The organism is Pseudarthrobacter sp. IC2-21 (genome assembly GCF_034048115.1).
Lineage (GTDB): Bacteria > Actinomycetota > Actinomycetes > Actinomycetales > Micrococcaceae > Arthrobacter > Arthrobacter naphthalenicus.
Genome location: NZ_CP139145.1, coordinates 2963390 through 2987189, shown reverse-complemented (window position 1 = coordinate 2987189; position 23800 = coordinate 2963390). Strand labels below are relative to the sequence as shown.

The window sequence follows — 23800 nt, the reverse complement described above, 5'->3', positions numbered from 1 at the left end:
CAGCGATGCGTTGACTAAACGGTGACCACGGATCTGGCTGATACTTCTACAGCTCCCACGTGGTCGCTGTTCCGTTCGGCGAGGGTGGATAGTGCCAACGAATTAGGCAGAAGTTCCGCAAACTTCAGCGTTCTGAGTGCGCGGTCGTCCACCTGTGGGAGCAGGCTCGGCGGATCGTCCTTGAGCAAGAGCCCGATCTGCTGTTTGGCCTTCGACAGAGCAGGAGCGGTGGTGTCCCCACGCAGCCCGATCTGCCAGTTGTTGAAGGCCCGCGATTCATCCAGCAATTCGGGCGCAACCTCCATGAGGCCAGCGGCCAGGACTGCATTGGCACGAGCTCCAGCCCATGTCCACCAGCGAAGCCTCCCATTCGGCTCACGGGTCATGACGGTGGAATCGCCGGAAACCCGGTGTGCATATTCGTCGCGCAGCTCGCCCATCTTGGTCACAGCTCTTTTGGATAGCAGCACGCTGGCGGGAGTTGCACCGAGCAGCACCCGCCGAGTTGCATCGCTCAGGGCATAGGACTCGGGCTGCGGCATGCTTGACCATTTGGAATCTGCGGCGTTTGCGGATGGCTCAACGTAGGCGCGGTGGCGCTTCCAATCAACGTAGTTCACCTGCCAGGCTCTGCCTCCGAGCGTAAGCAGCCTGGGACCGTCAACTTTGCGCTGCAGCACCATCGGGTCCACGGAGCCGATTTCCTCGCGGCCGTGCAGAATTGCTACCTGCGGGTCCGCTGTGAACACCGCCATTAGGTCCCGGTAGTGGATGCCCCCGTACTTCCGCTCAGCTTCGGGACCCATGAAGAGCATCCCCTGGTCCGAATCGAGGTGTCCAGTTTCCACCAGCCCTGTTGCGATCGCTTGCCACTCGAGTGCAGAGGCGAGCCCGAGCCCAGAGAACCACTCGTCCCAATTATTGGCCCCGATTCGCCGTTCCTGGAGTGTCAGCCCCAAGAGTTGTTGTGCTGCCACGTGCAAAGGAGTCGGCGGAGGAATGACAGGCTCCACATAGCCCTCAGACCAGAGCAACAGCAGGCCACAGGCGCGAAGGAACTGCGCGTCGTCCGTGGACAGAAACAGCATGTTCCGCTCGGTTCCCGGTCGGCGGCCGGTCCGGCCGAGCCGCTGCAATACTGACGCCACGGTGCGCGGTGCACCGATCTGGACGACCCTATCGAGGTCGCCCACGTCGATGCCGAGTTCCAGGGTCGAGGTGGACACAATCACGCAGTTTCGGGCTTGGGAGAATGCGGATTCGGCTTGCCTGCGGGCATCCACGGACAAGGAGGAATGGGAGACGAAAGTCTCCACCTCGAGGTCGCGCAGCCCGAGCGACACCTTTTCCACCGTTCGTCGCGAATCGGCGAAGACGAGCCGTTTCTCGCCGCGATGCAGCGCCGCTATCACTTTGGCTGCATTTAGGTCGCTGCCTACGAAATCGAGCTGCATCTCCGGCACGGCCGGAGAGCCGCCGTCCGGGACGATTACAGAGGCGGGTATCTCCGAGATTCGATTGCTGCCTTGCAGCCAAGTCAAGAGCTCCGGGGCGTTGCCTACCGTCGCGGACAGTCCGATCCGTTGCAGCGGATGACCAGCCAGCTTGGAGATGCGTTCGACAACCCCCAGCAGGTGCCAACCCCGATCGTCACCGGCAAAGGCATGAATCTCATCGACGACGATGGCACGTACATCTGCAAAGAGTTGTCGCGGATCCGCCAGGGTGGAGACCAGCATGGACTCAAGCGATTCCGGGGTGGTCAGCAGTATGTCCGGACGCTCGAGGACCTGGCGTTTGCGGGTGCCTGCAGTGGTGTCGCCGTGCCTGACCGCCGCGGTGCGCCCCAGCCAACCGGCGTAGGAATTGATCCGAGGCTCCAGGTTGTTCAGCAACGCGCGCAGGGGACACACGTAAAGCACAGAGGTCCCTGTCCACGCCTCCTCAGCCATACGGGTCAGCAGCGGAAACAACGCTGCCTCGGTCTTACCGCCGGCAGTGGGAGCCAGGAGCAGGCAATCGTTGCCGCCCAGTACGGGACCAATGGACTCCGACTGCAACGGCCGCAGGCCGTCCCATCCCAGCGTGTTGGCGATGTGGTGCTGGACCACCGTGTGGAGTGCGTCGAACCCCGCGAGCTGGGTCATAGGTTGAGTTCGACGTCGTCCGCGGTCGTCGCGTACCCGCCGGCCACTCCCACGGTGCCGCCAACGGCGTTGCGCTCCTCGGGGCTTAGGTCCTCGCGGGCGAGGGTCAAGGCGTAGTGCTGACGCGGGTCGAAGTCAGCGAACTGGTCAACACGGTCCAACACGTCACCGATGAGCTTCTTCAGGAAGATCCTAGGCGCGATGCCCACCTTGCCGCCCAGACCACCGGTCACCGCGCCGGCCAGATCAGAGACGTAGGGATCGTCAACGAGCTGGCGGATACGGTCAGGAGAGTCGGCGCCGAGAAGGTAAAGGTCCCGTACCTTGATGCCCAAAGCTTCGAGGGCTTCACGGTCGAAGCCGGCCAAACGGATCTGTACGGCCCGGGGGTTGTCGAAGCGCGAATCGGTGCCGAAATCCGTCGCCAGACGCTGTGCCAGGGGCGCCAAGCGGGGCACCCCCGATGGCCCGGTGAAGAATGCCGGTGTTCCGGTCAGCACCAGATACAAGCCCGGGAACCGACCGGAATCCACTTCATCCATGAGCTGGCGCAGCGCGTTGAGGGCTTTGTCCCGCACATCCGATCGCATCCGTTGCAGGGTCTCGACCTCGTCCAAAACCACCAGCAGGCCGGGATGCCCGGCGTCTCGCAGAATCAGCAGCAGACCCTGCAGGAATCCCAGGGCGCCGAAGTGGTCAAGATCGCCGCGGATTCCGGCCCCGCGCTTGGCCGAAGCGCCCACATGGGGCTGGCCACCGAGCCATGCGGCAAGCCCGTCTGCAACAGCAGCATCTCCAGCAGCTACGGCTGCTCGGTAACCGCGGAGTGCCTGGGCGAAGGCAGGGGTCTTGGCACTCACCTCTGCCAAACGCCGGTCCAGCAACACATCCGCGGCGGCCGCCAAGTCATCCGCAGAAGCGGTGGCCAGCGCGGGGTCTGCGGCGATGGCGTCGTCCTCGAGCGTGAACAGCCAGGCATCCAGGACGGAACGGAACGCGCTGGGCGCCACCGAGGCGGTGCGCAGCGATTCGGTAATCCGCCGGTAGACAGTCTCTAGCTTGTGCAACGGCGTCTCGGTCTCGGAAATCTGCACTTCGGCGGCGGCGAAACCCTTTCTGAGGGCTTTCTCCGCAAGATGGCGGGTGTAGAACGTCTTACCCGTGCCGTACTCACCGCGGACTGCCTTGACCAGGGCACCACTACCCGCGACCGACTCGAGTTCCTCGTCGACGGCGCGCTGGAAACGATCCAGACCGACGGCGAGCAGGTCGAGTCCGTTGGAAGGAACCGTGCCGCGCCGCAGGGCGTCGATCACTTCACGGCGCCTGCGCGGCGAGACTTCAGCCACGATCTGTCACCCCGAACTGTTCACGAAGCAGGCGTGCATCCAGGACCAGCATGGAACCGTCGACACGCAACACCCCGTAGCCTTCGACGTTGAGCAGCTTCTGCAGTTGAGCCACCGCCCCATCCATGCGCGTGGGGGCTACCTGAAGGACGACGGCGGCCGTCTCCTTGACCAGCCGCGTCCCTGGCGCAGCGGCCAAGGCATCCAGCAGCCTAGCCACTTGGCTATCGTCGACGGCAAGTCGGCCGGCGATCGCTTTCTGCGCCTTGAACATTCCAGAAGATACGACGACGGCGCCGATCCCCGGCGCGGTGGGTACCGGGTCGGGGGAGTCCAGGATGTCGAGCATTGATGGGGTGTTGTCCTTGGCTGTCTTCGTCAGTCCGGCACGGGGGCTCGCCGGGCTCGCCACAGCGCCGCTGGCAGCGATCGACCACCACAGCGGTTCCTGGGACGGCGCCAGCTTCCACCCGTCGGGGACGTTATCGCCGGGAACCAAGACAACGACCGGAACCACTACCTCGGCGGGGGAAGCGCCTCCGTGGTATCCGGCCTTGATCGGTCCGTAGCGCAGGGTTTCGTCGACGGCGAGCACTGCGCTGCCGCCTTCGGCTAGGACACGGCGGCCCTGGACCAGCACCTCGTCGTCACCGGCGGGGGTTTCCGGTGTCCGGGACCGTGCGCTGCTCGTTTCACCAAACGCGCGCAGCTCCCCGCGGCGGCGCTCCACGATGTGCCCGTGATCGGACGTCATGACCACGGTGCGTCCGGCCGCCATGGCAGCGGATAGCAATGGTCGCAGGTGCCGGATGGTGTCAGGAGTCCATGTGGTTCCGGCCGGGTCGCTCTTGTCTAGGGCGTCGTCGATGGTGTTCAGAACGCAGGCCACGAGTTGTGTCTGCGGGTCGGCGATGGCCACGGAAATGTCGTCCTGCAGAGCCAATCCTGGACGAGACGAGTCCAGGGGGGCCTTGTGGAAGAGCACGGACCGGGCCATCCCGCCGGCGTTCGCCATCGCGGCGAAGCCCGACAATTCACGGGACTGTCCGCCAGAGGTCAGTTCGCCGCTGAATAGGGATGCGCGGCTGAGGTTCGTGAGTGTCGGCAGTACGGCCACGGCAGACCCGCGACGTTCGGCGGCAGCGGGGATGGCTTCGGACCAGCCCTCGTTGCCGTGCAGCACGGTGGAGGTTAGCTCCGTGGCGGTGGCGGCGCTCATGCCGTCGAGGACTAGCAGCAGGGTGTTTTTCGTCCGCGCCAGCGGCAGCACCACCGAAGGCAGTAACCGCTCCAGGTGCCAGACCTGGTCTCCGGCGCCGTCCAAACAGCCCGTCGTCCGGCCCTCGTCCGAGGCGACTGACGCGGCCAGCAGGCGTGCGAAGGCCCGGTCGTGGCCATGGCGTCGTTGCTCCGTAAGTCGCAAGACTGCGCCGAGACCTTCACCCAAAAGCTGGTCGCTGACGCCGCCCACCGCGTCGTTATACGCGGCATCGACCCATGCATGGTCGCGGGCTTGCAGTTGCACCGCGGCGGCGAAACTGTCCGGCAGCACGTCATCGCGGCTGAGCCAGCGGGCCAGCCGGACGGCGGCACGGAACGGATCCACTCGGGGATCCCGGGCGTTCCCTCGTATCGGATAGGCCAGGCGATGGGCTTCCACCCTCGACCAAGCCTCCTCCACGACGTTGATCCCTGACGATGGGAAGGATCGGAGCGATTCCGCGAGCCGGTGCAGCGACGCGGTGAGCCCGGCGGGCAGCAGCTGAGAATCGCTTGCCAAGCTGGCTGCCTGGATTTTGCCCAGCAACCGGTCAGCGGCCTGCAGCGAGGCATGACCTTCCAGCCAGCGCGCGGGATCGTCCAGCTGAGCTTCTACAACGTTGCTCGCAACCTTGCCCAGCGCCGCCAGCATGGGTGGGGTGACCGTTTCGACGGAACCAGTCCACAGGTGTTCGAGACGGGCCATTGCCAGCTGGGTGAGCTGCTGCTCCTGGGGTGTCCGTCCGGCCGTACCGGTCAGCACATTGAGCGCAATTCCGATCGGGACCGCCTCGGCGGCCCTGCCGGAGAGGAGCAACCGCAGCAGCGGTGTGCCCGCCCGCCCCGCACGGTCGGTCAGCCACTGGAGGACGGCGTCAGCGAGTTCAGCACCGCCGAATTCGCGCAGGTCCGCCATGCGGTCCGCGGCATCGGATCTCGTGGTCCAGTCCAGAACGCTGAGGGCGTCCACCGGACCGCGCGGCAGTGCCAGCTGCCGCTCCGCAACGGAGCCGAAGGCATGATCTATGGTCAATACAGCACCCGGGGCGACGGGCCACCCTTCGTCAGGAGTGATGCGCAATAAGCCCTGCGCCACTGGCAACCGTTGCTTCAGCGTGGATAACGCGCGGTCGATCCGGTCGGCGCCGAAACGCTCCTTAAGGGCCTCCCAGGCCCCGGGCGTCTGGAGCCTTTGATGGGCGAAATGCCCCAGGATACCGGCACCCAGGTCTTCCTCCGGCCGGTCGGTCAGGATCACGAGCCATTCCCCAGCGGGACGGTTGCGCAAAGCATCTCGTATGGCCAACGAAGAGACGCAGGGCAGAACGTGGACGGGTTCCCCGGAATCCGCGAAGCGTCGTTCAGCGCCGGGGTCCGGGACGGCACGGAGGCCGATCACTCGCTGGGTGCCGTGCTTGCGGGCAGCGGAGACTAGAGAACGGACGACGGCGGTGCTTATCGTGCCGGCGGCGGTCGCCTGCGCGCTCACTCGACGATCCTCCACTGCACTTCAATTCGTCTCCCGGGGTTTTCCCGCAGGAACTTTTGGAGCTCGCCCACCGCGGTATTGGCATTGGCGGTGCGCCAGTGGCCGCCGGGGTGGTTATCCACGGGCGGGTCAGTCTTTGGAAGCGTGACATCGTCGGGTTTAGTCGGTTCTGGAACGACTACCGGAGGAGTGTCGATAGGATTCGGCTCAACAACCCGGGGCGGAGCCGGCACAGGTGCGCTGGCGAGCCAATCAAATATCGCATCTTCGGCGGTCTTGAGAGCCTTCGCGCATGCGTAGGCGTGCTCATGTCCGTTCAGAGCAGTGGTGAGATTGTCGAGGATGTCTTGCGCGGCATCCGCGCGTTCACTCTGGCCAGCGGCGGCCTCGCGGACAGGCGTCAGCCGGTTCCATGAGAATGCCGCCAGGGCCGCGACAACGTCCTTGGCGCGAATCACGGATGCCGAAGCTTCCTCCGGCGTAGCGCGGAGGTCCAGTCCGGCGAGGGTCTTGATCAGTGTGACGCCATTTTGGTGCTGCAAGGCACCAAGGGCCTTCGCAATCCCGCGGGCGAGCACTAAACGGTTGCCCCCATCTGTTTTGAGCCGCGTGGCGGCAGACTCCAACGCATTGACCAGCGCGTCCGCGTCGACGACGCGCGTGCGGGCAAACGTGCGCGTTGCCTCAGCAAGGGAGGCAACCGCGGCAGGGGTGCGGTACTTGGGGGACTCGATCGCGAACACGCGACCCGCGGTGGCGCGGGCCACCTCCCACTCCTGTTCCGTCGGCATGGGCTGCGGTCGCAGTTCCATGCTTGGCTGGAGCGATCCCGGCGAAGGAGCGGCTGGCAGTGCACCGCCGTGGTTGAACCAGGCGCGCTGGCGCAGTAGACCCCACGCAATCACTATTAGGTCGGAGACTTCATTGCGCAGCCCATGGGCCGGTTCGACCCCGTCGATGATCTCGCGCAATTTTGAAACCGTGACGGCATCGTCGTTGTCGATGCCCGCACGCGAGAGACCTTGCTCAAGCGCGGTGCCCCAGGGACCGAAACGTCCGTCCCCAAAGAGGAAGTGCGTTTCCCCCGCGAGCCCGACCTCGAGCGGGTTGGCGATCCGGCGGACTGTCCGTGCGTCTCCGGGGTAAGGGGCGCGGCCCTCCGGTTCGGCGGCCGCGGCTTCGAGAGCGGCGGCTACGGCCTTGAGGTCGGCAACTCTGAGCTCGGTGTCCTCAGGCTCGAAGCGCGGGTGGCCCGGGTAGGAGGATTCGAACGCACGGTTCACCAGCTGCTTGAAGCCTGCCCCGAGGGTGGCCCCGACCGGGGGCTGGGGAACGTATTCGGGGTCCAGGGAGTACAGGACCTCCACGTGCGCGGGATCCTCGAGCAGGGCGCCGGGGGCGGGGGTCGCTGCTCCATAAGCCTGCTGGATGATACGTAGCAGTCCCTCGCGCAGGGCGGCTTGCTGAGATTCGAGGATGCCGCGGGCCTGTTGGCGGTCGACCTCACTGAGGTGATTGGCGTGGCTGTTCCACCGGTCTCCGGTGCCCTCCAAAAGCCAGTCCAACACTACGAGTCGACGCAGGTCGCGCATGGATTCCGCGGAGAGGAAACGCGGCAACCAGACGACTGTTCGCGAGGTGAAATTGCGGGCGCGCAAATTCTCGATTCGCTCAATGTCTTCGGTGGCGGTGTGCTGCTGTTCATCGAAGGGGTGGTCGATGACGAAGCGCCAAGCGCCAGCCCCGGCGCGGAAATGCTCATCCGTGAGCCAGCCTGCGTCGCGCACGTTGCCGAAGACCAGTTCGACCTCGCGCTTGGAGCCACGCCACACGACGGGATGCCGGTAGGCGTTCCAGGCGTCGGGGTTGCCGAGTTCCAGGCCGAGCCCTTCGGCGACCAGCTTGCGAATCAGTTCGCGTTGACGCCCGGGGTTGTCCTCGCCCTTGGCTTTTTCGACGATTGATTCGTAGTCCACGTTGGACAGCTGGACCCGGATGATAGGGTTCAGCGGTTCGGAGCCCACATGGATTTCGGGAACTTCGCGGGACCAATTTTTCACCTTGGCCAGCACGATGTTGGCCTCGCCTCCGGGCAGCGGGGACGCGATCGAACCATGGTTGAGTGACGCGAGCCGGGTCGCAGTCAGGGCCTTCAGGGCGGGTACGTTGGGGGCGACAGCGGAGAGCAGCAGTGTTTTGGCGAGCCGGTCATCCGCGCGGAATGCGGAGGTCAGCCGGGACGGATTCTGCAGGTCGGAGGCGGCAAGGTGGTGGGTGGAGAGAATCTTGGGCAGCAGCTTGTCCTGGTACAGCTGGGTGGCGGAGCGGAAGAGCGCCGCGGCCTGGGCGTCCAAGGCGGCCCCGGCCTGACCCTTAACGATGTAATCGAAGCTGTCCCCAACGGGGATGACTTCCTGGATGCTCATAGTGTTCCGGCGGTCAACCAACATCTGCTGCATGACCTTCAGTGCGGTGCGGTCGCGCTGCATGACGCTGGCCAGGGAACGCAAGGTGGACACCAAGGCCGGGGCGAACGGGTAGGTGAGCCGGAAGGCTTTCTCATCCGAACCACGGTGCTGGTCATCAGAGTTGACCCCGTCGAGCAGCACGTCCCAGACTTTCGGATTCCGGTCCAGCCGGGTGAAAGCATCGTCTACGGACTGCCTGGCAGTGTCGTCCTTTGGCCGCAGGAGGCGCTTGCTGGCCACGAACGGGAGGTTGTCATCGCCCAGTTCGATCTTTGCGAAGCGTCCCTCCTGGTGCCGGAATGCGGATTCGAGCGCCTCCTGCTGGACACCGTTGGCACCGGCGTCTGCGAACCACTTACGCAGGTCCATCTGCCTGGCCACAAAGGAGACCAGGGGCGCCTCGAGGCTGCCGTAGGAGCCCTCTACCAGTTTGGTCAGTTTCTGGGACTCGCGTCGGAAGAACTCGGGTTCGTGCATGCCGAAGGCGAGCCAGAGGACCAGCTCGTCGAGGAACAGGACGACGGCGTCGTAGCCGAGCGCTTTGGCGTGCGACGACATGGCGGCGAGGCCAGTGTCCAGGTCCACATACGCGCCGGAGCGAACAAACGCTTTGAAGTACGTCCCCACCAGGTCACTGACCAGCGACTGCCGCTCGACGCTCTGCACGGAGGCCGCGCGGGCAGCTTGGTAGCGGTCGAGGCTCCAGCCGCTGGAGCCGAGCAGGCCGGAGAACTCGTCGAACTCGTCGTCTGCCGGCTCGCCTCCAAGTCCCTGGAAGAAGGCGCTATCGCCGATCTGTAGTCTGAGGTTCTCGGCGTCCTCAAGGAGGGCGTCGGAGGCGAAGAGTGCCGGAAGGGAAGCGTCCGGGTGCGCGGCCTGGATATATCGGACGTACGCGTCAAAGATGACCTGTTCCATGGACTGGCCATCCAGGAAATGGAATGCCAACGGCAGTATGTTCCTGCCGGACAGGACAGCGTCGTGCCGGGCGACGGTCTCCTGGAGTTCAGCGACAGATCGGGCCTTTGGATCGTGGCGCAGCAGGGCGTGGAGCACAGCCATAAAGTGGGACTTACCCGAGCCGAAGGACCCGGTCAGAAATGACCCGCGGTTGATTCCTGTGGTCAGTGCATCGCACACCAGCCCCAGCCCGGAATCGAAAGCGTCGACGAGTGAGGGGGTGACCACGTAGTCGTCGAGGGCGTGCCGGGCACCGTCACCACTGACGGCGTCGGTGAGGCGGAGGACGTAGTCCTCGACGCCCGCGCGTTCGGGGATGTCGAAGACGTCGCGAAGCAGGATGGTCATGCGTTCTCCTTGATGGCGCGGCGGCCGCGCGTAGCCGGGGCGGGACGCCAGGCTTTCAGATCGGTGGTCGAGACATTGAGCTGGGTCATTCGTTCCTCCAGCTGGGCTGAACAGAAATCGGCCATGCTCATGCCGAAGGTCGGGTCGAGGTCGGCATGCCACTGCTTGACCCAGGGCAGCACTTCCGCCATGCCCGCCACGAGCGGAACCAGCTGGCTGTCATTGCCACCTTCGCTGATCCGTTCGTCCATGATGGTCGCGAGTACAAGGAACTGTTGGGCGTGGTCCCAGCCGGCCCAGCCCAAGAGCAGGGTCGGGTCGGTGGAACGTCCGGCGTCCGGGTACAGGATGAAGCGTTCCTTGGGTACGTCAAGCTTCCCGCGAGCCTGCCACCAGGAAGCCTTCCGGAAATCGGCGGTGGCGTACTTGGGCGGCACTGGGATCCTACCCACGTCCTCCCCGCTGTCCTCGCGGCGCTGCAGCTCCCACGTTTCCTCCCACGTTTCGCGCTTCCGCAGGCCGGAGTCCTTGAGCCGCTGTGCAGCGAGGTAGGGGACCGCCTCGTCCGTCAACAGCCTGGTGAGGGCCTTGGCGACGTCGACGTCGACAGTTCCGTCCCATATCGCCAGGACGCTCACCAAGTCTGCGTCGCGGGAAACCACGTCAGCGACCTGTGAGATGCTGCGAGCGACCGGGCGGTCGTGTGCATCAAACCAGTACGAGCGGTCCTCGAGTCTGTCCAGGAGCCAGCCACGCAGGGCCTGTTCCTGCTGCTTGTCCCACGGCTCGGTTGCCCACCGTCGTTTGAATTCGGGCTTCTCGAGCAGACGGATGCTCGGATTGGCCTCGATGGCGTCGAGCCGACGTTGGACGAGTGCCCGATAGTCCTGTGGCCATTCGGCGGGGATTTCGGTTACCGGTGTGGAGCCGTGGCGGGTGAACCACGCGGATGAAGTGGTGCCGCTGGTGATCTGTCGTGCCAGCACGATTTCGAAGGCCCGCTGTCCGAGCTCGATCTCGGGCAGCGATTCACTCTTGTACGTAAAGTCCTCATCGAGCAGTCCATAGAGACGGTACGTCTCCCAGTCCAGTTCCTCCTGCGCCGCCACCATCTGACCAAGCAGGTTCTGGGCGAACTTCCGGGCATCCGACAGCGCAGAAGCTGTCGGTGTGGCGCTGTCCAAAACGGAGGCGGGAGACGCTGCGGCCAAGGATCGCCCGAGTGCGTCGAGGTGGCGACCCCGGTTCAGCGGGAGCGATGAAGGCATTGGGAAGTCCTGCAACGTTGTGCCCGTGAACTCATATCGAGGTTCCCACGACTCGTCACCGATGCCGCCGCCAATACCGCCATTTCCCTTGTTGTGGCTGTTCTGCTTGAGCCAGAAACAAGCGGATGAGGAATTGAGCACGCCCAGCAGGGCGAGGTGTTCGTCTTCGGACGCGCCCTCCGGCAGCTTGATGACCGGGGCGGATTGTTTGAAGACCTTCCCACCCCGGTCGAGTACAAAGTGGTTGTGCGTGGCGACGAATGCGAAAGTGATCGACAGGGGCGTCCGCATTTTCGACGAGTAGCACTCGAGGTGGTCGTACCAAGGCCGTTTTCTGTCGGCCAAGGATTGCCCAAAAATGACGCGTTGAGACAAAACCGAGCGCAATGGCCACAAGCAACTCTTTACGACAGGGTGCGTCTCAGGAATCCAGGATGGTTTGAAAACATCGTCGTACGGCCACCATATGAGGGCTCCGCCTGTGAGACCGTAATCTCTAACGTTTTCCCCAACGACAATGCTGCGTACCTGATCAAGCTGGCCGAGTGACCTAGCACGTGAGTCGGTTGTGAACCAGCCATCGTCCTCGCCGACCACGGTCGTCCGACCAATGCTGACGGACCAGTCGGACAGGCGAGCTCTGTTCTTGTTTAGTTCAGTCAAGAGACTAGAAGCACCTCCACCACTAAGGCTCCACGGATGAGTTGCCAGTCGCTGTCGATCGAGGTCAGTGACAGAGATCCATTGGTCGCCGTAGCCAGGCTGATCGAGGCGATCGGCGATCGCCCGCCAGACTAGGCCGGTGGCGGGGTTCTCCGGCCGCCCTGGCTCGCCCTGCACTCCAAGAACGGCGCGGACGGTTTGGCTGGCGGGTCGCTGGTGCTTGCCGATCAGGATGACGGTCGGCGTGCCGTGGCCGGGGATGTAGGCACCCGAAGTGTCGACGACCAGGCGCAGATCTTGACGGGTGAGGTACTCCTCGATGATCTTGGACCCGAACTCGCGCTTCATGAAGGAATTTGAGGTAATCTGCCCGGTCCATCCCGCGGGCTGTGAATCGGTACCGTGTTTCGCCAGACCAAAGAAGCGCTCCATGAACGGCACGGTCAGGGCATACGTTCCCTTGCACGTCTCGTATAGGTTGCGGTACGCGGCATTTAGGGTCTTGTCTTTGACTGTGATGTAGGGCGGGTTCCCGACCACTACATCGTATTGGCCCGGCTTTAGGATGCGCTTGAGCTGCTCAAGGTCTTCGGTGGCATAGGCGAATCCGGACAGCTCCGCATCGGCGTCGAAGCCTTCGAACCGGAACTCGCGCTGCACTTGGCCGTGCAACAGCGAGTCGCCGGCGGCGACGTGGAAGCTGAAGTCGGGGGCGCGTTCCAGGTCCAGCTCTCCCGTGGCCTGGAGCGCGGCGATAGTGAGCCGGAAGCGTGCGATGGCCACTGCGAACGGGTTCAGGTCCACGCCGTGGATCGCGTTGAGGGCCTTCTGAACCCGATCGCGGGCTTCCAAGTTAGGGGCCTTGCTTCTCCATTCGTCCAGCAGCCGCTGGAATCCGCCCAGCAAGAAGTGCCCGGACCCGCAGGTTGGGTCGATTAGCTTGAACCCTTCCAGCGGGCGCTCGGCGAGCGCCGGGGTGAGCGTCTGGTCGAGGATGAACTCCTCGACAAATACGGGGGTCTGAAGGAGCGCGAACGTTTTCTTCGCGTACTCGGAGAGATCCTGATAGAGGTCGCCGAGGAAGCGGGTGGAGAGCCCGCTGTCCTGGAAGTCGTAGAGCGGGACGCCGGCTTCGTCGGTGGCGCGCCAAAAATCCAGGATTTCCTTCGCCATGGCGCCGGACGGGGAGACCTGCCAGAGGGCAGCGTGTTCGTCCACCAGTGCCACGGTGGACGGGAAGGAGCGCAGGTGGGTGATGCCTTCCAGGATCCATTCGCGCCAGGTGTTTTCCGGGTGGGCGCGGAAGTAGGCGGTTTCGGCGTCGAATGCTTCCTGCCGGCGGGCGCCGGGACCGGCGATCCAGACCTTGGAGAGCAGCGCGTTGTCTTCGCAGAAGCGCAGGAACACCGTGGTCAGGACCCAGCCGACAGCGGCCTGTGTGATGCGGTCGTCGCGCCATGTCACCCACGCGGAAGAGGTGCGTTCGGCGCGCAGCGCGTCGGTGTGCTCGGACTGCCACTTAGCCTTGAGCCCCGGATCTTCCTCGAGCCTGGTGCGCAGGTCGTCTTCGACCCGGAGCACAAGCTTCTGCAGTTTGGGGGTGAGGTCCTTGCCAATGGTCATAGGGTGGCTCCTTCGACGGCTGCCGGGATGAGGTTTGTAGGGGCGTCGATCCAAGCGGTGTCGACACGGAGATATTGGTTGGGGGAGGTCTGGACCGAGACGCCGTCGAGCAGTGGCCCCCGGCTCGCGCCGACCTGCGGCAGGATCACCCATACTGCCTGGCCGCGGCCGGTGGCCAGGTCGCTCCAGTGCCGGAGGATGTCCGTGTGTCCGTAGCGGGCCAGTGGGGAAGCCTCGACGATGACGACCGGCCGGACTTCCTGTCCCGTATCTACGGCGGCCGCACTTATGGCAGCCTCGACCACCGGGACGGCCCGCTTGACGGCTGCCGCCACACCGCGGGTGGCCCGGTCGTTTTCCGGCTGCGCGTCGGCACGAACCAGTGCTTCCCAGGACGGGAACCCTGCCTCCAGGCTCAGGGACTTCAATTCGTCCAGCAGCAGGGCGGTTACATCGATCCGCTGGGCGTGAAATTCCGTTTCCAGCCGCACGGCCAGCGTGTCGCAAAGGTCGGCTCGGGCTCCCAAAGCCAGGAAGGACCGCTGGGTAATGCTGTCGCGAAGCTTTGACTCCGGGGTGGCTTCGTTGGCGAACAGGCCGCCGGTGTGCGTTCCCGTAGCCAGACGGGAGGAACTGCCCGGGGACGGCTCCGCGATGGTGGGGGTGCCGTAGGTCCCGGATGCGGGGTCATGGGTCAGATCCAGGCCGGCCTCACGGAGCAGCTCGGCAAGACGCCCAGACGTCGGAAGAGCCGGTACGGCGGGGAAGCGGACGCGGACGCGGTCAACGATTTCGCGGGGCGAGAGGCGCTGCGGGCCCGCCACACCGCGCAGTGCCAGCCCCAGCGCTTCGATCTGAGACAGGTCCCTATCGTGCAGTTCGCCGCTACCGGACGCTGCCGCTTGGCGGGACAACCCGGCGGCCAGACGCGCCAGCCGAACCCGGTCGCGCAGCAAAGGGTCCTCGATGCCCGCGGCGTCGAGGAGCGCGGACAGCCGCTGGTGGACGCGTTCGGCGGGAACTACGGCGGGCTGCGCCGTCGACTCGGCGAGCAGTGAGTCGGCTTCGCGACCCAGTCGTTCCGCCGCATCCAGCAGTGGTGTCTCACGAGCGATCAGCATTACGTTGCCGTCCCGGCGGCGCAGCTCCAGTGGTTCGTCGTTGGAGTCCGCGCGCTTGAGGGCGCGCTGGCGGTCCACGACAATCCGTAGCAGGCCCCGCGCGATGCGTTCATTCTCGCCGGTGCGCTCGGACTCGACCGTGGTCTGGGACAGCACCTCCATGGCGAGTTCGTCGATGGTGGCGGCCCCACCGAGCGCGTTCAGGCGCTGGTTAACCACAGCGGAAAGGTGGAGGAGGAAGCCCAGGACCGGTTTGTCCTCGGCCCAGGCAGTCTGGAGTTTCCCGACGAGCTGGTTGGCGCCCGCGGCGGTGACCGGGTTCGGCAGATGCGCGCCCAGTTGTGCCTGGGTGGCAAAGGCGTCCACGTCGCCGTACGTTCCGAGGATCAGGCCGGCGGCTGCGCGGGACTGTACGGCTTTCCGTGTGCCGGCGGCCTCGACGAGACGTTCGGCGAGGGCAAGGACTGAGGGGAGCGGGGCAGTGCCCGGTGTTCCGTGCTTGGCCTTTTCGCCGAATTTCTCCCGCCACGCCAGAGCCCGGGTGGAAACCTCGCGTTTGGTGGCATGGGCGACCCCCCGCAGGGCGTTCAGCCGGACCGGATCAACCGCCGTGAGTTCCCCGACGGTGCTGACGCCAAGCGGTTCCAGCGCGGAGAGGGCGCGAGCAGACAGGCCGGACTGCTCCAGTGGGGTGGCCGGTGTTGCTACGGCTGCGAGTTCGTCCGAGTTCTCCGGGGCGGTGGTGGCATCCGTCGGGAACGCAGCCCGCCAGTTCTCCAGCATCTCCGTAGCGGTGTCGTAGCGTCGCTTGGCATCGCGAGCCAGCGCCGTGCGGAAGAAGGAGACGAGGCGTGGGGCAATGGCCCGGTCGAAGTCGTGGGCATCGATGCTGACTTCGTCCGGCACGGACGCGGGGTTGGCCAGCGGATCACCGTAGAACGGCGTGTGGCCGGTTGCCATTTCGAACAGCACGACGGCGGCCGAGTATCGTTCCGCGGCCGAATCGAAACGGCTCCGGAGACCGCCGAGGAACGGATCCAGATATGGAGGGGTCCCGGCAGCAATGTCCGACGCCGCAGCCCGGGACAGGGAGAAGTCGAAGAGCACGAGGTGTTTGCCACTGCGCTCCGCACGAACGCCCAGGTTGCCCGGCTTGATGTCCCGGTGATCAACACCATCTTTGTCCAGCTGGACGAGTGCCTCCAGCAGGTCCCGACCCAGCCGTTCCAACAGGTCCAGCGAAAGGCGTTTACGCTCCCGCAGCAGCTCGCTGAGCGTTTGATCGCCGGCGCTCTCCAACAACAGCGCCGAGCGGTCGCCCAAGGGAAGGGGCCCGTCGAGGATCTTGACCAGGCGTGGGCCGGAGAGTGCACGCAATACCGCGGCCTCTTCGTGGAGCCGCTGTGCCGCCTTTGAGTCCACCGCAACCTTCAGGACCCGATGGGCGCCGGCGTCGTCCGCGTCTGTGACCAGCAGCCCGACGGCAGTCGAACCGCGCCCGAGCCGGCGAAGGACAGTAAATCGTCCGTCAGCCAAAACCATGCCAGGAGCAGCGTCGACGGCGTCGACGTCCGCACTGGCCACGGCGGAGGGCGCTGAAGAGTCGAACAATGCGTCCAGGAACTTACCGACGCCGTCGAACCGCTCGCCGGGGGCAGGCCTCGTGGCACCCAGCACGGCTTCGCGAATGCTCGGCGAGATCGAGGGCAGCTCGAGGGACAGGTCCAGGCCACGCTGGTTCCTCAGCCGCTCCGCAAGGACGAGCGACGAATCAGCGGGACGCTGCGCCGCGAGGATGAAGTAAGCCAGGGCGCCAAGAGAAAAGACGTCCACCCGGATACGATCTGCTGATTCCGGCTGCCAGCGCCCCTCTGGGGCTTCAAAGGCTTCGGTCAGCCATGCGTCTGCCTGATTGGGGTCCGGCCTGCGGTCCAGCAGTGAAGTGACGCCGTCGGCGGCGTGGCCGGTGAGGACCTGTCCCGATGCCAAGCCAGCACTTTGCCAGTCGCCGATAAGGACCTTGGGCTGTCCGTGAACCGTCTTGACCCAGACGGCCTTCGGACTCAGACCACGGTGGACCACCTGGTTGCGGTGCGCGTAGTCGAGGGCTTCTGCCAGCTGACGGATGATTGACAAGCGCTGATCGAGGGGCAGCCCGTTAGGCTGCCCGGCGAGCCAGAGGTCGAGACGTTGCATGCCATCGGAATGGTCGTAAACCAATCCGACACCGAGTTCAGAGTCGACCAGGTCTCGGGGTCGCAAGAGGCCGTCGTGGGAGAGCCGGCTCATGAGACGGAACTCGTGTTCGGCGATCTTGTAGTTTCGGCTCGCTACGGACTGCGAAGTTCCCGGGGGCGTGATCTGGAAACGGATGCGGACCGTTTCCTGCTTGGAGACCTTGTGATAGCCGCTCCAGTCTTGCCAGCCCGGGCCCTCGTCAAGGGCCCCATCCGCGATGATCCACGAACCGGCCTCACGTTCACGGCGCTGGACCAAGCCGATGCGAGCCATGAGGTCTACGAGGATAGCTTCTTGGTTCTGGCCGATGGCAGCATTGGCACGTGGTTCCTGGCTGATGAGGTCGCTGATGCCGGGAACATGGCTGACAGCTTCCGCTTCATCGAGTCCATAGAGACCGAGGGACGAGGACGGCGGGAGTTCGCTGACAAACCTTGGGTGGTGAAGGAAGACTGCCTGACTGACGAAGGGGACAAGGCCGCGCACCTCGTCGAATCCAATGCCCTTTTCGCGTGCCCAATCAGCGAGGGCGTCTTTGAGCTTTGAAGCTAGGTACTGGGCCTTGCGCCGGGCTAGCAGAAGCGGAGATGGTTCCGCGCGGCGGCCATCACGGAGCCACTGCGTATCGTTGCCGGTCAGCCGGCCGGAATAGTACTTGAGCTCGAGAAGGTGCAGGCCTCCACGACCGAGCAACAGAGCGTCGACTTCGTGCCAGCCACCGCGGCCGTCCCTGAACTCGAAGTTGCTCCACACCCGGTAGGGGCTCTGCGCCGGGATCTTGCTCTTGAGGTAGGCCAGGCCCTCGATCTCATGCGAGAACTGCGAATCGCTTACTTCGATCCAGCGGTCTTGCTCCACACCAGTTCCCCCATGAGACATGCTTCCCTACATATAGACACCACTGGCTTACATTACCAACGTTTCGGAGGCGTGTTTCGGGTCTGCCGCGCCCTGTGCCGGCGAGTTTTGGGCTTCGGGTCGGGCGGAGCCTACAGCTTGTCGATCCAGGTGTCCTCTTCACGGTTGTCCCACGCTGAGCCCGACGTGGCTGCCTGGGTTCGGCCCCATCCTTCAATGCGTGCCAACACCTGGCGCACGTCGCGTGAATACAGTTCCCTGATGTTGGAGATCTTCCGGACCACGCAGCTCTGAATGACCTCTTGGCGTTCGGCCATGTCGGCGATTCCCGCGGCGTTGAAGGCGTTGCGAATGATCGCGATCTGCTCCGGAGTGATCGTAGGATCTTGGATCACCATTGGCGCTGACTCCTGCGACGGCAAGTCGAAGAGTCCCGGTTCGTCATGTGTCATTTGGGTGCGTGGTCCTTGGTGTGATTCGGAGGGAAGAACCATTTTATCGGGGAACGGCCAGCCGTTTTTATATGCCGCTGCCGTTTGCAATTATTCGGCGGGCACAAAGAGCCAGGGGCTGACAGAGGCTCAGATAGCCACTCCAGGAACACAATTCCTCGGACGCCCAGCGGCAGTGGACAAACCGCAATAAATCCATTCAGTTACGCATGACAGCTCTGTCATGGACGGAATGCGCAGCCAGACGTCAGTGATTCTTGAAGGTTTGCTGGGTTAGTTGCCAGGCCTCGTGCACCAGTCGCGTCAGGATGTGTCCAAAACTTGGAGTTCTTCGGTCCATGCATTTGCGAGAATGCTCATTTGCACGAGTGCCGCCAATCTACTGGGGCGCCCGGAAGTGCGACACTGTGCGCATGAGCAAACCGAACAGCCCACGAGGGGCAGACAGCCACAAGACGCCACCCCAACTCGTAGTCGCCATCGGCACCTGTCTCATTGCAGCCCAAGTTGTCATCCTTGCGGGGTTTATTATGTTGCCCTCGCTCGGCGCGGTACATCAGTCGTTCTGGTCAGGCTTGATCGGCAGCTTCGTCGGCAGTGTCGTCGCGTTCGTCCTCGCGGCGCTCCTGTGGCGAATCGAACGTCATGTCTTGGTTGAGGAGCGGATCCAGGACAGGCGGGACTTGCGACGCGAAGAGCAGTACCGCGGCGACAAACGCGCGCTCCGGGACTGTCTTGCCGCGCTGGGCAACCTTCGGGCCTTGAATTACCACATGGTCAATGAAGGCGAGTTCGACACTGCCCGTGACGAGTACTTGATGGATCTGAAAATCAAGGAAGCCGCGGCTTTGATCGGTGACGACGAGCTGCGAGAGGAAGCACACTTCATCACGCGGCTCGTGGAGGACGACGGGCACTTGGACTACATGATTAGCCCGAAGTTCCAACGGTTCTACCTAGCCAATGACTGGCTCGTCCGCCTGATATCGCTCGACTTGGATGCCAGTCCCACTAGTGCACGGCCGAAAAGCTACGACTCACTGATTGCGGGCCTCGAAGAGTACGACAAGGAGCGAAGGCGGCAGTGGGAAGAAATCGATCTAAGGGAGGAGGAGGAACGAAAACGCCTCCAGCGCGAGAAGCATGAGAAAGAACCCGCGGAGACTGGGACGTCGGAGACCGTTACCGCTACGTGAGCCTGCGAAGGGAACCCACGAAGCTGCTCTTCATTGAACGCACAGAAATGTCGACATGTAGAGGTCATTCGCGGCTTCGCGGTATGAGTTAGCCTCGACCGTTCGACTGGCCTAGCCAGGGGCCCAGGCGAGGCAATCTGAAGCCCGTATGTAGTACGTGGCTGGCCACGGCGCCCCGGGGAATACTTGGATCGGGTCTGGTGAGATCAGCAGAACGGAGCCGGGCCAGATTGGTTCGTTCAACGCTTCGAGCCAGGCGCGTTGGATGTGATCGAAGCGGTTCCAATTGATGGTGATCCAGGAGCCCGTGGGCTCGAGAGCATCAACGCTCAGGACGGTGACCTCTGTCGTGGTCCCGCGCGTTCGCTTCAGGTCACTGAGACGCTTCCGCTTTTCATTTGCGGCTGCCGTCCAAGAGCGAAGTCGACGGGCACGGGCGAACCAGATCGCGCCGAGTGCAGCAGCAAGAATGACGGTCGCCAAAATTGCCAGAACCCGGAACATTGCGGACTGCCCGTAGACGGTCACAGAGCCAACAAGGTAGATGACGCAGGTGAGCGTGGCCACGCTGCTCAGTATCAGCGCAGGTGTCGCAAGCTTCGGCTCCAGAACCGGGTTTTTGTCCATGAATTGCCCCTCTACGCAGTTTAGAGTTGCCAGCCGACATTGATAAGACGTTCTTCCGAGGTGTGCACATCGCCGCGCCATTCCGGGGTCGCCAGCTTGGTGTAGGAGGCCAGAGCAGCCCGATCAACGAGGCGTTCGACATTCGCCCGCTGCTCCTGTTGTCCCCATTCACGGGCGGCGGGAACTGGTCCCAAGGGAAGGGACGAATCGTCGATGCCCCATCTGTCCCTGTAGAGGGCGGCTTGGCAGATGACCCTTGTTGCGTCCTCGGGCAGGGCATTGGGACCCAAGGTCTCCAAAAGGTTCCGCTTCCATTCGGTGTCCTGCATAATCGCCGCTCTCGTGACGTGGTCCATCCTGCTCTGGATGCGGCTCTGTACCTGATTGATCAGGGCAGCGAGATCGGTGCGCGTGGTTTGAATTGGCTCCATCAAGGCATCAAATCCGTCTGTGGGCATGCCGGACAAGAACTGCCGGAGCTGTGTAGGGACGACTGCAGCTAGGTCTAGGTCTCTTGCGCCAGCGTTCCTTACCAAAGCGCCTAGCACGAGCCGTTGTGTGCTCGGGCGGCTGACTCCAACGGAGCGCCGCCAGACTGCGATGGCTGCACCCCAAGACGGTGATTGCCGAAGCTCTGAGGCCCTTCCGGGTGCGTGAGCATCGAGGAACCGTGCCAAGTCCTCCGCCGCTGCGATTTGCGCGAGGTAGTCGTACTCCGCAGAGAGCCGCTCCATGTTGTCTGCTTTGCGCCGCTCCTCGTCGCGGACTTCGTGGGCAGTCCGTTCGGCGCCTTCGGCGGCAAGGACTTCGCCCAGGATCTGGCGCCAGGAAGCCCGCAACGCGGGATCCAATGGCTCGTCGTCGAGCGGGTCGTTTTCGCTAACGTAAGCGCGGTTTCCCGCACGACCCCGGGTCATGCTCACATACAGCAGTTCGCGCGTGAGCCGGCCCTGCGTCACCACGGTGTGTCCGGTGTCCACGGTGATGCCCTGCGAACGGTGCGCCGTCGTCGCATAACCCAGCTCAACCGAGGACTCAACATAGTCGCGATGCAGCGTGACTATCGCGCCGGTATCCCGTCGAACAGCGGTCAGCGAGCCGTTGAGACCGCCTGTACGGACGACGTCGAGCATCGTCCCGTTCCGGATGAAATCGCCGCCGCTATCCGTAATGTGGCGGTTATTCCGGCGGGCAATGACCGTGTCCCCGGTCCCGGCCCGCAATCCGTCGCTAAGAGGAATGGTGTGTTCCGCGTCCACGGCACCTTGGATAGCGCGGTCGGCCTGGGCACGCTCGTTGAGCATGCTGACTGTCTCGTTGTCGGCCGCGATGAGGATGGACGAGCGGCCGGCACTGATGTCTGTCTGCCAGTTCGAGTAGGCATGGTCCACCATGTCGAGGTAGCTGCCGTGGTGGATCCGTCGGTGAGCTTCATACTCAGCGATTGCTCCGACGTCTCCCTCCCGAAGCTTCAGTGATGCGTCCTGTTCCCACGCCTGTTCGAAGCGCCAGATGGTGCGCAACCGCACGGATTTGTTCTCCCGGTCCAGCCATCCGAGGATGCCACCGGCGTCGATGGCGTCCAGCTGCGCAGGGTCTCCCACCAGGAGGACCTTGGCCCCGGCATCCCTGGCTTGCTGCACCAACGCAGACAACTGGAGCGTGGACACCATGGATGCTTCGTCGACGACGACGAGCTGGTTCGGTTGGAAGCGCCACCTGTTCTGCTCGGCCGCCAGGCGTGTGGCTTCCTGGGAGAAGCGGGTGGAGTGTGGACTTCTGCCAGCGGCCTGCCCGCTGAGATGCTGCCCAGTGGCGAAGAACCGCGCAGCCCTGTTGCCAGCGCCCTGGCCGACCGACTCGTACAACCACTTGGCCACGTTCTCTGTGGACATTGCCAACTCCCGGCCCAGCACTTCCGCGCTCGCCGCCGCTGGCGCCAACCCGATGACGGTCCCGACGCCGAACTCCGTTTCCCAAGCGTCTTTGACCGCGCCCAGGGTGGTGGTCTTGCCGGTTCCTGCGGGGCCGACAACGGCGTCAAGTCGGTTGCCGCTAAGGAGGACTTCGGCAGCTGCGGCGCGCTGGTCACCGTGCAGCTCGAAGCGACTCAGGTGTTTGTAGCGGGCGAGTGAGTTCATGGCGACGGTCGCGCTCACGGCCGGTCCGCCGTCGTCGTTCCTTGCCTCCATCACGATGTCCTCATTGGCGAGGGTCGCCGCGTCCGTGTAGAGGCGGGCGCCGTGGAAGTCGAAGACGCTATGATCCGCGAACGTGAAGTCGGGCTGTGCGTCAGCCGGGACTGTGTAGCGGTAGTCGTTGAGGGGGACGGACTGGCTTTCTGCGGCGGTGGCGACGGCGTCGATCATGGCTTTGCGGTCCTGCGGTGCATGGCAGCGGATGTCGGCGCAGACGCGCTCGGCTTCGGCGAGGAGGTTCCACCGGTTCCAGGTGGCGCGTTTGGCGGCGACGCGCTCGCGGGTCAGCGAGCCGACGGCGTCGATCCAGTTGGCGGTGAAGTCACCGGTGCGGAAGGGGGCTGTGCGGGAGCGGCGGATGGTGTTGGCGAGTACGTCGCGGGGTTCGAAGCCTTTGGCGGCCGCGCGTGCTTTCCAATGGGCGGAGAGTTGGTGCAGCGGGACGGCTGTTTCCGTTTTCGCTGTCCGGGTGGAAAGGGTTGCTTGCTGGCGGAGCTTGATGGTGGTCGTGGCGGTTGGGGGAGTGCCGTGGCTTGCCGTCCATTCGGCGACGAGACGGTCGGCTTCCAGATCGATGAGGCGGGACCGGTTGGAGAATTCGCGGATCAGTGCGTCGTCGACGCCGGTGAGTTGCTGGGTGGGGTTGTGAGTGTTGGTGGCGGGTTCGCGGATGTCCGTGTCCGTGCCGAGATTCCGGCGGAGGGCATCGAAGAGGAGGCCGTTGTAGTGCTCGCTGGCAGCGACCGCGGCCTTGTATAGCGTGCGCGAGTCCAGGGTGACCCAGGCGCCGTCGGTGCGCTGGACCCGGTTGGCGATGACCGTATGCGTGTGGAGCTGCGGATCTCCGGCGCGGGACTCCCAATGGTCGAACGCAGCGGCGATGGCCCCCTGGGTGCCGAGGTGGGCGACGCCGTTTCGCCCAGCCCTTGTGTGGATGACGTTCTCTTCGAGCCATTCCAGGGTGGCCTTGATTGCCTGGTGGTGGGTCTCCAGGATCTGGTCCTGGATGCTCCGGGGGCAGAGGGCCCAGAGGACTGACACGGATTTTGGGACACTGAAGGTGAGATCGAAGCCGACGACGGCGTGGCGCGTGTTTGCTTGTCCGTGGCTGTTTTGGACGACAGTGGGTTGGCCGTGGGGGCGGCCCAGGGGAGCACCGGTGTCCGGGTGGGTGGCGTGGTCGAAGACGGCCTTGGCATCGGTTTCGGTGACTTTGTCTTCGGTGCTGCGGTTGATGCCTGGCAGGCCTTGGCCGAGCCAGCGGCCCTGCGGCGTTCCCGCCTTCATGTAGTAAGTGGTGGCGTCCGCGGGCGTGACCGTCAGATCGTCCATCATGGTGGTTTTGAACAGGTACTTCAGGCCGGACTGGGCCGATAGCCTGGCGATGGACATTGTCATGGCTGCGCGGCTTGGGGGTTGCGGCTGGCGGACGACCAGCCGCGACGGCGGAAGAGCGCTTTGGTGGCGTTGTCGAGGTCGACGCCGGTGGCCTGGGAGTGCGCCAGGAGCCAGCCGGCGAGATGGAGCAGGTCCTT

General features: G+C 64.3%; 10 protein-coding genes. 1 reads left to right on the top strand and 9 read right to left on the bottom strand.

What is annotated here, in order from left to right; all coding sequences use genetic code 11:
* Positions 1–14: 14 nt before the first annotated feature.
* The 7 genes from SBP01_RS13675 to SBP01_RS13645 form a co-directional block, all read right to left on the bottom strand.
* Positions 15–2147, bottom strand: coding sequence for a DEAD/DEAH box helicase (locus SBP01_RS13675; RefSeq protein ID WP_320536141.1), 2133 nt, complete (start codon positions 2145–2147; stop codon positions 15–17).
* The gene (gene brxD / locus SBP01_RS13670; protein ID WP_320536140.1) at positions 2144–3496 is read right to left on the bottom strand and encodes a BREX system ATP-binding protein BrxD; all 1353 of its coding nucleotides are present in this window, start codon (positions 3494–3496) and stop codon (positions 2144–2146) included. The genes SBP01_RS13675 and brxD overlap by 4 nt, the downstream gene beginning before the upstream one ends.
* Entirely contained in the window at positions 3489–6245 is a 2757-nt protein-coding gene (pglZ, locus tag SBP01_RS13665; protein ID WP_320536139.1) for a BREX-2 system phosphatase PglZ, read from the bottom strand. Before pglZ ends, brxD begins: the two co-directional genes overlap by 8 nt.
* Positions 6242–10021 (bottom strand): DUF6079 family protein, encoded by a 3780-nt coding sequence (locus SBP01_RS13660; protein ID WP_320536138.1) that lies wholly within the window; start codon positions 10019–10021, stop codon positions 6242–6244. Before SBP01_RS13660 ends, pglZ begins: the two co-directional genes overlap by 4 nt.
* A complete protein-coding gene (gene pglX, locus SBP01_RS13655) occupies positions 10018–13575 on the bottom strand; it encodes a BREX-2 system adenine-specific DNA-methyltransferase PglX (protein ID WP_320536137.1) in 3558 nt (1185 codons plus the stop codon). The genes SBP01_RS13660 and pglX overlap by 4 nt, the downstream gene beginning before the upstream one ends.
* A complete protein-coding gene (gene pglW / locus SBP01_RS13650) occupies positions 13572–17792 on the bottom strand; it encodes a BREX system serine/threonine kinase PglW (protein ID WP_320536136.1) in 4221 nt (1406 codons plus the stop codon). Before pglW ends, pglX begins: the two co-directional genes overlap by 4 nt.
* Positions 17793–17923: 131 nt before the next feature.
* Positions 17924–18244 carry a hypothetical protein gene (locus tag SBP01_RS13645; protein WP_320536135.1) on the bottom strand — a complete coding sequence of 107 codons (321 nt, stop codon included), beginning with the start codon at positions 18242–18244 and terminating at the stop codon, positions 17924–17926.
* A 413-nt stretch (positions 18245–18657) separates the two neighbouring features.
* Between SBP01_RS13645 and SBP01_RS13640 the strand changes: the two genes are divergently transcribed.
* A complete protein-coding gene (locus SBP01_RS13640; protein ID WP_320536134.1) occupies positions 18658–19440 on the top strand; it encodes a hypothetical protein in 783 nt (260 codons plus the stop codon).
* Positions 19441–19551: 111 nt separating this feature from the next.
* Here SBP01_RS13640 and SBP01_RS13635 read toward each other — a convergent pair whose 3' ends face one another.
* Together SBP01_RS13635 and mobF are read right to left on the bottom strand one after the other, a co-directional pair.
* Entirely contained in the window at positions 19552–20067 is a 516-nt protein-coding gene (locus SBP01_RS13635) for a hypothetical protein (protein ID WP_320536133.1), read from the bottom strand.
* Positions 20068–20087: 20 nt separating this feature from the next.
* Entirely contained in the window at positions 20088–23663 is a 3576-nt protein-coding gene (gene mobF / locus SBP01_RS13630; RefSeq protein ID WP_320536132.1) for a MobF family relaxase, read from the bottom strand.
* Between the last annotated feature and the right edge of the window lie 137 nt (positions 23664–23800).

Bases quoted from the DNA above. Each gene is read 5' to 3' on its own strand.
- SBP01_RS13675 (WP_320536141.1), bottom strand. From the start codon at position 2,147: ATGACCCAGCTCGCGGGGTTCGACGCACTCCACACGGTGGTCCAGCAC.
- SBP01_RS13660 (WP_320536138.1), bottom strand. From the start codon at position 10,021: ATGACCATCCTGCTTCGCGACGTCTTCGACATCCCCGAACGCGCGGGC.
- pglX (WP_320536137.1), bottom strand. From the start codon at position 13,575: ATGACCATTGGCAAGGACCTCACCCCCAAACTGCAGAAGCTTGTGCTC.
- SBP01_RS13645 (WP_320536135.1), bottom strand. From the start codon at position 18,244: ATGACACATGACGAACCGGGACTCTTCGACTTGCCGTCGCAGGAGTCA.
- SBP01_RS13640 (WP_320536134.1), top strand. From the start codon at position 18,658: ATGAGCAAACCGAACAGCCCACGAGGGGCAGACAGCCACAAGACGCCA.
- SBP01_RS13635 (WP_320536133.1), bottom strand. From the start codon at position 20,067: ATGGACAAAAACCCGGTTCTGGAGCCGAAGCTTGCGACACCTGCGCTG.
- mobF (WP_320536132.1), bottom strand. From the start codon at position 23,663: ATGACAATGTCCATCGCCAGGCTATCGGCCCAGTCCGGCCTGAAGTAC.